At 65.4% G+C, this 9,067-nt stretch carries 8 protein-coding genes; 2 read left to right on the forward strand and 6 right to left on the reverse strand.

The window, feature by feature from the left end; genetic code table 11:
- Window positions 1-146: 146 nt before the first annotated feature.
- Both D7Y61_RS22120 and D7Y61_RS22125 read right to left on the reverse strand, forming a co-directional pair.
- Window positions 147-497: a DUF1304 domain-containing protein gene (locus D7Y61_RS22120; protein WP_180869348.1), complete on the reverse strand. Its 351-nt coding sequence runs from the start codon at window positions 495-497 to the stop codon at window positions 147-149.
- Between the two features lie 29 nt (window positions 498-526).
- Window positions 527-1,816 (reverse strand): NTP/NDP exchange transporter, encoded by a 1,290-nt coding sequence (locus D7Y61_RS22125; RefSeq protein WP_180869358.1) that lies wholly within the window; start codon window positions 1,814-1,816, stop codon window positions 527-529.
- Window positions 1,817-2,139: 323 nt separating this feature from the next.
- Between D7Y61_RS22125 and D7Y61_RS22130 the strand changes: the two genes are divergently transcribed.
- A complete protein-coding gene (locus D7Y61_RS22130) occupies window positions 2,140-3,540 on the forward strand; it encodes a serine hydrolase domain-containing protein (RefSeq protein ID WP_180869350.1) in 1,401 nt (466 codons plus the stop codon).
- A gap of 162 nt (window positions 3,541-3,702) precedes the next feature.
- On the opposite strand, the gene D7Y61_RS22135 is transcribed toward D7Y61_RS22130, so the two are convergent.
- On the reverse strand, window positions 3,703-4,461 hold the full coding sequence (locus D7Y61_RS22135) for an SDR family NAD(P)-dependent oxidoreductase (RefSeq protein WP_180869351.1): 759 nt from the start codon (window positions 4,459-4,461) through the stop codon (window positions 3,703-3,705).
- Window positions 4,462-4,575: 114 nt separating this feature from the next.
- Here D7Y61_RS22135 and D7Y61_RS22140 point away from each other — a divergent pair, with 114 nt between their 5' ends.
- Complete coding sequence (locus D7Y61_RS22140) at window positions 4,576-5,469, forward strand: LysR substrate-binding domain-containing protein (protein ID WP_180869353.1); 894 nt, start codon at window positions 4,576-4,578, stop codon at window positions 5,467-5,469.
- Window positions 5,470-5,589: 120 nt separating this feature from the next.
- On the opposite strand, the gene D7Y61_RS22145 is transcribed toward D7Y61_RS22140, so the two are convergent.
- The 3 genes from D7Y61_RS22145 to gcvT form a co-directional block, all read right to left on the reverse strand.
- Window positions 5,590-6,270, reverse strand: a complete 681-nt coding sequence (locus D7Y61_RS22145; RefSeq protein ID WP_180869355.1) for a histone — start codon at window positions 6,268-6,270, stop codon at window positions 5,590-5,592.
- Window positions 6,271-6,883: 613 nt separating this feature from the next.
- Window positions 6,884-7,279, reverse strand: a complete 396-nt coding sequence (gcvH, locus tag D7Y61_RS22150; RefSeq protein WP_005410701.1) for a glycine cleavage system protein GcvH — start codon at window positions 7,277-7,279, stop codon at window positions 6,884-6,886.
- Window positions 7,280-7,372: 93 nt separating this feature from the next.
- Window positions 7,373-8,485, reverse strand: coding sequence for a glycine cleavage system aminomethyltransferase GcvT (gene gcvT, locus D7Y61_RS22155; protein WP_180869357.1), 1,113 nt, complete (start codon window positions 8,483-8,485; stop codon window positions 7,373-7,375).
- Window positions 8,486-9,067 lie beyond the last annotated feature (582 nt).

Consider the following 9,067-nt stretch of genomic DNA (forward strand, 5'->3'; position numbering starts at 1 on the left):
GTTCGCGGGGGTGTCCGCSGCATGGATGCSGCGGCCAAGCCTACASGGACGTACTTGCGGCGTCCCCCGCGAACCCAACCCGCCCGGCCAACCCAATAACAAGCTCTACGCGTCCACCCACGAGGGGCTGCGCCGTTGGCTGGAAACTACGCCACCGCGCGAAGGACCAGCGCCAGGATCGCCGGCACCGCCTGGATCATGAAAATGCGCCTGCTCACGCTGTAGGCGCCATAGCACCCCGCCACCACCACGCACGCCAGCGAGAACATCACCAGCACCGGCTGGTCGATCACCAGCCCCACCACGATGCCCGCCGCCAGGAAGCCGTTGTACAGGCCCTGGTTGGCCGCCAGCACGCGCGTGGTCTCCGCCTTCTCCGGCGTGTTGCGGAACGTCTTCAAGCCCAGCGGGCGGGTCCACAGGAACATCTCCAGCACCAGGAAGTACAGGTGCAGCACCGCGACCAGCACGGTCAGCAGCAGCGCGATCAGCAACATCGTTCTCTCCTCGGGAAGATTGGGCCACGTCAGCGGTCGCGTGGCAGTTTCTTTTCTTCGCGCAGCACGCCAAACGCGGCGGCGGTCATGCACGCGGCCACCAGCATGCCGCCGATGAACACTACGTGCGAGCCGAACAATGACAGGCCCTTGTGCACCCACGCAAAGCTCAGGTCGGCGCCACGATAGACCACCGTGTCGATGGCCGCGCCGGCCTTGTAGCGCCACTGGCGGTCCACACGGGTGTAGATCGTCTCGCGTGCCGGCTTGGCCAATGCAAACTCGCTGGCGCGGGTCATCACCTGCACCACCGCCACCATCAAGGGCATCGGTGAAGCGGCCAGCACCGAGAAGCCGAGCAGGATCGCGAAGCCGGGAATCAGCAGCGCCGGTGCAATGCCATGGCGGGACAGCAGCCAGCGGGTCAGGCCCAGCTGCATCAGCAGCGCCAGCGCATTCACTGCCAGATCGATGCGCGAGAAGAACGCGGTGGCGGCGCCTGCATCACTGAACGAAGCACGCACGATAGTGGCCTGCTGGTTGTACAGAAGGGTGCCAATGCCCACACCAAACAGCACCATGATCGCCAGCCAGCGCAGCAGGGGTTCGCGCACGATCAGCTTCAGGCCATCCAGCACACTGCCGCCCATCGGCTTTTCGCCCGATACCAGCTGCTGTTCCCGCTCACGCAGCACCGCCCAGTGCCGCAGGCGCCAGATGCAGAACAGGCAGATCGCCAGGAAACCGGCTGACACCAGCATCAGGTTGGCGATGCCCACGCGCTGCACCAGCGCACTGGTGATGAACGGACCAAGGAAGGCACCGATGGTGCCCGCTGCGCCGATGTAGCCGTAGTAAGCCCGTGCCTGCACATTGGAGAACACATCGGCCATGAAGCTCCAGAACACGGCCACCGCGAACAGGTTGAAGACGCTGATCCAGAAGAAGAAGGCCATGCCGCGCCCGGGCACGTTGCTGTCAAACAACGCGTAGAAGCCCAGCAGGGTGACGATGAAGAAGCCGTACACCGCTGGCAGGAACACTCGGCGTGGGAAGCGACTGACAAGCCAGCCGTACACCGGCTGCAGCACCAGCATGATCACGAACACGCAGGTGAACAGGAACTGCAGGACGAAGTCCTTCAGCGCGATGCCGTGGCTCTCGAACCAGCCGATCAGCAGCGGCGGGAACACTGTTTCCAGATCGGCCGAGGCCGCCATCGCCTCGCGCACCGGGCGCAGCACGTAGTAGCCACTGAGCAGGCAGAAGAAGTACAGGAACGACCACCACAGCGCCGGCGACTCGCGCAGTGCCGCCATCAGGCCCCGCAGCGGCCCTTTCCCCCGTACCGCGCTCACGCGGTGTCCCTCGCCAGATGACGGCGGTTGGACAGCGGCATGGCAGGCTCCGGGGGCGGCGAAGCGCGTACGTTAGCCAATGCACCGCAACATCGCCAGCGCGAGGCATGCCAGAGACTGCAACACGGCGCTGCGGACCGCCCCGGATGACACGTTCCGACACACTTTTCTGGCGTCAAAATTCCAACTTTTTCAACGAGATGCGCATTCATCTTCGCTTTGTTTGTGCACAGGGGAAAAGCGGCGCTAGAATCGCCATCAGCAGTCGCGCACGGGTCCAACCGATGAAAAAGAACAGCCTGCGTCGTCCGATCCGTTCGGCGGCCACCGGTTTGCTGGGCATGTTGATGCCCGTTGCCTTGTCCACCACCGCGCAGACCCCGCCGCCGTTGCCGCCGATGCCGGCCAACATCGAGACCACTGCGGCCTCCACCGTCGCCCACACCCAGCCGGCGGCCTACCGCACCGGCCTGGTCCCGCAGGTGCAGGCGCCCGCCGCAGGTTTCAACGTCGCCAACATCGAGTCGATGGCGCAGCAGCTTACCTATGGCGAGCGCGTGCCAGGCATGGCGGTGGCCATCGTGCAGGGCGGCCGCATCCTCAGCGCGCGCGGCTATGGAGTCACCGACGTCAACAACCCGCTGCCGGTCGATGCCCACACCGTGTTCCGCCTGGCCTCGCTGTCCAAGGCCTTCGCCGGCACCATGGCCGGCCTGCTGGTCAACGATGGCACGCTGCGCTGGGACAGCAAGGTTACCGACTACGTGCCGGGCTTCCGCCTGAACTCGCCCGAAGCGACCGATCGCCTGACCGTGGCCGATGTGCTCAGCCACCGCGTCGGCCTGCCCTACAACGCCTACGACCGCGACATCGAAGGCAACGCCGAGTACTACTCGCTGACCCAGAAGCTGGCCAACACCAGCCTGAAGTGCCTGCCGGGCGACTGCTACGCCTACCAGAACGTGGCCTTCAGCCTGATCGGCGACGTGGTCTACGCCGCTTCCGGCAGCTTCTACGAACAGTCGGTGGAGCGCCGCATCTTCAAGCCGCTGGGCATGAACGATGCCAGCCTCGGCCTGGCCGGCATCCAGGCCAGCTCGCGTTGGGCACGCCCACACGTGCGCAGCCGCAACGGCTGGGTGTCGCTGACGCCGAAGCCGACCTACTACCGCGTCGCCCCGGCGGCTGGCGTCAATGCGAGCGCCAGCGACATGGCGCAGTGGCTGCTGGCCCACACCGGCCACCGCCCCGACGTGCTGCCGGCGCCGCTGCTGGCCACCTTGCATTCCAGCCTGATCAACACCCCCGGCGAGATGCGTTCGGGCTGGCGCCGCGAGCGGCTGCATTCGGCCGGCTATGCACTGGGCTGGCGCACCTTTGACTACGCCGGCCACGATGTGGTGTTCCATGCCGGCGCCGTGCAGGGCTACCGCGGCCTGGTGGCATTGGTGCCAGAACGCGATCTCGGCATCGCCATCATGTGGAACGGCGAAAGCGGCCTGCCCAGCGGCCTGCTGCCGACCGTGCTCGATTCCGCACTCGGCCTGCCGGCACAGCGCTGGCTGGATGTGGACACCGACTTCGGCAGCGACAACCTGATGGCCGAAGGTGCAAGCCCGGCGCAGCAGGACAAGCGCAAGGGCAAGGGTGCCTCAAGCAACCGCGCGGTGGCGTCGCCGCGCTGAGTTGGCGGGCTCGACCGCAAGCCTGAAGGGCGGCCCACGGGTCGCCCTTTCTGTTTTTGTAGAGCCGAGCCATGCTCGGCTGATTCAAGCAGTCGAGCACGGCTCGACTCTGCGAACGCGCAAGGCAGCCGAGCATGGGCTCGGCTCTACAGCTCCGCAGTGCTAGTGCGCGAAGTAGTGCATGCCGCCATCCACCGGAATCACCGCACCAGTGATATAGCCGGCCAGCGGCGAAGCCAGGAAGGCCACCAGCGGCGCCACTTCGTCCGGCTCGCCAAAGCGCCCGATCGGAATGTTGCGTGCAATGAACTCGCGCCGGCTTTCCTCGGTGGGATGCAGGCGATCAAGAATCTGCGGGCTGTTGATCCGTCCCGGCGCGATTGCATTCACCGTGATGCCCTGCCCGGCCACCTCGGACGACAGGCCCTTGCTCCATAGATGCAGCGCCGCCTTGGCCGCCGTTGCCGCGTTCACCGCGCGTGGCTCCATCGAACCGCTGAAGTTGATCACCCGCCCCCATCCCTGCGCCTGCATCGCCGGCAGCAGTGCCTGGGTCAGCCGTCGTGCGGCAGAGAAGTTCAGGGCCAATGCCTCCTCCCAGATCGTGTCGGCTGCATCAACGGTCGTTGGCCGCGAGCCGCCCGCCGCATTGACCAGGATGTCTACCCGCTGCAACGCCGCCAGCGCGGCGTCGGCGATGCGGCGCACGCCCCCGGCGTCGGTGACATCGCCCAGCAGGATGATCGGCGCGGATCCGCCCGCCGCTTCGATCTCTGCCGCCAGCGCCTGCAACGGTGCCTGCCGCCGTGACGAGATGGCGACACGCACGCCCTGTGCGGCCAGTTGCCTGGCGACAGCGGCACCGATGCCACTGCCCGCCCCGGTGACCAGCGTGGTGCGCCCCTCAAGGTTCAGATCCATGGTGTTCTCCTGCCAACGTGGCCGGTACATCCGGCCCGTGCGATGCATGCTGTTTGATCACCCCTGATTGATAAACTCCGCACAGGTTTCAGCATTCAACACCTGGGGTGTCAGATGAACCTACTGGAAAGCATGCAGGTCTACGTGTTGATCGTAGACAAGGGCAGCCTCAGCGCTGCGGCAGCGGCGCTGGACATCTCCGCGACGATGGCCGGCAAGCACCTGCGTGCACTGGAGTCACGGCTCGGCATGCAGTTGCTCAGTCGCACCACCCGTCGCCAGCACATGACGCCGTTCGGCGAGGACTACTACGCCCGCTGCAGGGAGATCCTGCGGCTGGTGGAGGAAACCGATGCGCAGGCCCAGCACCAGCACCTGGCACCTGCAGGCACGCTGCGTATCAGCGCGCCGGTGATCTTCGGAACGCATGCGCTGGTGCCGGCATTGGCCGACTATATGGAGCGCCATCCCGACGTGCGTGTCGACGCGGTGCTGACCGACCGCGTCGTCGACCTCGCCGAGGAAGGTTTCGAAGCCGCCCTGCGAATCGGCACACTGGCTGACAGCAGCACGCTGGTCGCACGTGCGCTGACCCCGTATCGATTGATGATGTGCGCCTCGCCCGGATACCTCGCCCGGCACGGTACGCCTTCCGACCTACGGGCGCTTGCCCGGCACCAATGCCTGTCCTTCGAACCCAGCGCACTGGCGCAGTGGCTTCAGGCTGACGCTGGCGGGCTCGGCCATGTGCCCGCGGGTCGCCTGCGGATCAACAACGGCGAAGCGCTGCGCTCGGCCGCGTTGCGTGACATGGGCATCGTGCTGCAATCGGCACTGCTGCTGGCTGCCGACGTCGACGCCGGGCGCCTGGTGCAGCTGTTCCCGGAGCACGGCCAGACCGGTCGGCCGATGCACGTGGTCTTTGCCCACGACCGCTACCACTCAACCCGCCTGCGCAGCTTCATCGATTTCCTGGTGGAGCGATTTCCACCGGCACCGCATTGCTAGCGTCGATCCTCAGAAAGGCAGTCGAGCATGGCTCGACGCTACAAATGATCCCATAAAAAAACCCCCTCCCCGCTGGGCAGCCAGGGAAGGGGGTTTCAGGATGCGGCTATCGGGAAGTACTTAGATCAGCGGCGCCGGGGTTGCCGGCAGAGCGACCGGGGCGGCCTTCTTCTTGCGGGCGGCCGGCTTGCGCTTGGCAACCTTCTTCGCTGCCTTCTTCGGGGCAGCCTTCTTGGTGGCCTTCTTCGCGGTCTTCTTTACTGCCTTCTTGGCGGTCTTCTTGACGGCCTTCTTGGCAGTCGCCTTCTTCGCGACCTTCTTGGCAGGCTTGCGGGCCGTGGCCTTCTTGGCAGTCTTCCTGGTGGCCTTCTTGGCTACCTTCTTGACGGCCTTCTTCGCGGTCTTCTTGACGGCCTTCTTGGCAGTGGACTTCTTGGCTACCTTCTTTGCCGCCTTCTTCACTGCCTTCTTCGCAGTGGTCTTCTTGGCGACCTTCTTCGCAGCCTTCTTCACTGCCTTCTTGGCGGTCGCCTTCTTCGCGACCTTCTTCACTGCCTTCTTGGCAGCGGCCTTCTTCGCGACCTTCTTCACCGCTTTCTTGGCGGCGGGCTTCTTCTTCGCAGCTTTCTTGGTTGCCATGGGATGGCTCCTCGTCAGTGATAGGGAGTTGAAACGCCCAGGTGGATCAAACCCGCGGATGCTGCGTGCGGGGACCGCCGGCGCGTCAGGCGCGCCGTTACGGATACGGCAATGCCCGCCTCGATCGGCGGAGCGGGCATCGGAACGGGAGGTGCCTTGCATTTCTCCGGGGGAAGCGGGGCCATGTCCACCGTCATCAGGGTCGCGGTGGTCTTGAAGGGGCTGCTTCGCATCGGACGATTGATTCTGCGCACTCGGTTGGGCAGGCAAGGTCTGCTGAGGCGAAACCTAATCACGGTTTTTTTTACTGTCAACAACCCCCGCGAAAAATTTTCACATCTGCGCCATCCACAGTGGTGCCTGCACGGTCGCCACGCTCCGTCTTCGATGACCGCCAAAGCACCATGCGCGCACGCTGCCTGCAGCAGCAACAACGCAAGCGTTGAACAAAAAGCACTTGAAATAAGCACTCCGCGCAGATGCATGTATGTCGGCGTCCAATGCATGCACGCATCGCCAGCACCCGCCGCAGCCCGCACCAACACCAGCACAACGGCACCGCAACGGGGGGCGAAAAGTTTTCACATCCGGACGCGTCGGCGCGGGGTGGAAACGCGGATTTGCGCAAAACTGCGCACACCCCTCGGTACCGTTCGCGGGTCTGCTGATGCCGCGTCGAGGGCGCGCAGCAAACCCTGCGTCATGAGTCCGACGCACTCGCCAAAACAAAAACGGCCACCCGAAGGTGGCCGTTCCAGAACCCGGAAACGACGACTCAGTGGTCGTCGTTCTCCAAGGCTTCGGCGTATGCGTCCGGGTCCAGCAGCTCGTTGACCTCTTCGGCGTTGGTCAGTTCGACCACGAACATCCAGCCTTCGCCGTAGGCATCTTCGTTGATGGTTTCCGGCTTGTCGGACAGGGCCGAGTTGACCTCGACAACCTTGCCGCTGATCGGGCTGTAGACGTCCGAGGCAGCCTTCACCGACTCAACGACGGCGATCTGCTCGCCGGCCTTGGCGTCGGCGCCGACTTCCGGCAGTTCGACGTAGACCAGGTCACCCAGCAGGCCCTGGGCATGGTCGGAAATACCGACGGTGACGCGGCCATTGCCTTCGACACGGGCCCACTCGTGGGACTTGAGGAACTTGAGGTCGCCGGGGATCTCGCTCATGGGACTGCTCCAGAGATATGCAGGGGTGGAAAAAACGGGGCTAGTGTAACCAACCGGCCGCCACTGCTGTCAGTGACGACCGGCACGTTGGGATCAGGCGTCGGCGAGCACGCCGGGCTGGGCCTGGCCTTCGCGCACGAACGGGAACTTGACCACGCGCACCGGGACCTGCCGGCCGCGGATGTCGACGGTGACTTCGCCGAGTTCACCGGCCGGTACGCGGGCGAAGGCGATGCCCTTGGCCAGGGTCGGCGAGAAGGTGCCGGACAGAATCTCGCCCTGGCCGCCGGCAGTGGTCACCGCCTGGCCGTGGCGCAGCACGCCCTTCTCGTCCATCACCAGGCCGATCATCTGGCGCGCGGTGCCGGCGGCCTTCTGCGCTTCCAGTACGTCGCGGCCGATGAAGTCGCGGCCTTCGTCCAGCGACACGGTCCAGGCCAGCGCGGCTTCGTACGGGCTGATCTCTTCGTCCATGTCCTGGCCGTACAGGTTCATGCCGGCTTCCAGGCGCAGGGTGTCGCGCGCGCCGAGGCCGGCCGGCTTCACGCCTGCTGCCAACAGGCGGTTCCAGAACGCGACCACGGCGTCCTGCGGCAGCAGGATCTCGAAACCATCTTCACCGGTGTAGCCGGTGCGCGCGACAAACAGCTCGGCGCCGTCATCGGACTGCGCCTGCAGGGCGGCGAAGCGGCCCAGCTTGGTCAACGCTGCGCGGTCGCTTTCGCGGGCCAGACCGATGACGATGTCGCGCGCCTGCGGGCCCTGCACGGCCAGGATGGCCAGGTCCGGGCGCTGCTCGACGGAAACGCCGAACGGTGCGGCCTGCTCACGCAACCAGGCCAGATCCTTTTCACGGGTGGAGGCATTGACGACCATGCGGAAGAAGTCGTCGCCCAGGTAGTAGACGATCAGGTCATCGATCACGCCGCCGCGCGGATTCAGCATGCACGAGTACAACGCCTTGCCGGTCACCTTCAGCTTGTCGACCGAGTTGGCCAGCAGGCGGCGCAGGAACGGCTTGACCTGGTCACCGCGCAGGTCGACCACGGTCATGTGGCTGACGTCGAACACACCCGACTCGCGACGCACCAGGTGGTGCTCGTCCAGCTGCGAGCCGTAGTGGATGGGCATGTCCCAACCCCCGAAATCGACCATCTTGGCGCCAAGGGCGCGGTGGGTATCGTTGAGCAGCGTCTTCTGGGTCATGACCGGGTCCGGCAGCAGAGGAAACAAGAATCCCCATTATCCCAGATCGGTCGCCCGCAGGTCGCGCCGCAGCGCAGCGGGGGATGTTGGCCGGCCTGCGGCCGGCGGGCGCTTTCTACAAGCCAGAGCGCAAAGCGCAAAGCCGAAGCGTGTCGGCTCTGGGTTCTTTCGGCTTGGTCGGAGCAGCGTGGGCMCGCGGGGGACGCCGTAAACCCATCCCTGGGGGCTTGGCCGCGGCATCCATGCCGCGGACACCCCCGCGCGCCCACGCTGCCCCTCCCTTCCGGAGTTCCCGGTGACGGGACGGAAGGCAAGAGCGGTTGTGGATATCGCTACATATAAGGAGAGGGATGGGATTTCTTTTCCTGCGGAGAAGAAATCCCACCCCGGCCATGACCCGCGAGCGCAGCGACCGGCTTTTGCTTCTCGCTTTTATTTCTTTTCCGTGGGCTGGACGCGCACGGAAACCGTCAGAGGCCGGGCGGGTTGGGTTCGCGGGACCGTTGGCGCCATGGATGGCGCCATCGAGCCCCCATGGAYGGGTTTACGGCGTGTCCCGCGAACCCCCCCCCCCCCGCCCCA

The sequence above is a fragment of the Stenotrophomonas maltophilia genome (assembly GCF_013464485.1).
Taxonomy (GTDB): Bacteria; Pseudomonadota; Gammaproteobacteria; order Xanthomonadales; family Xanthomonadaceae; genus Stenotrophomonas; species Stenotrophomonas maltophilia_AW.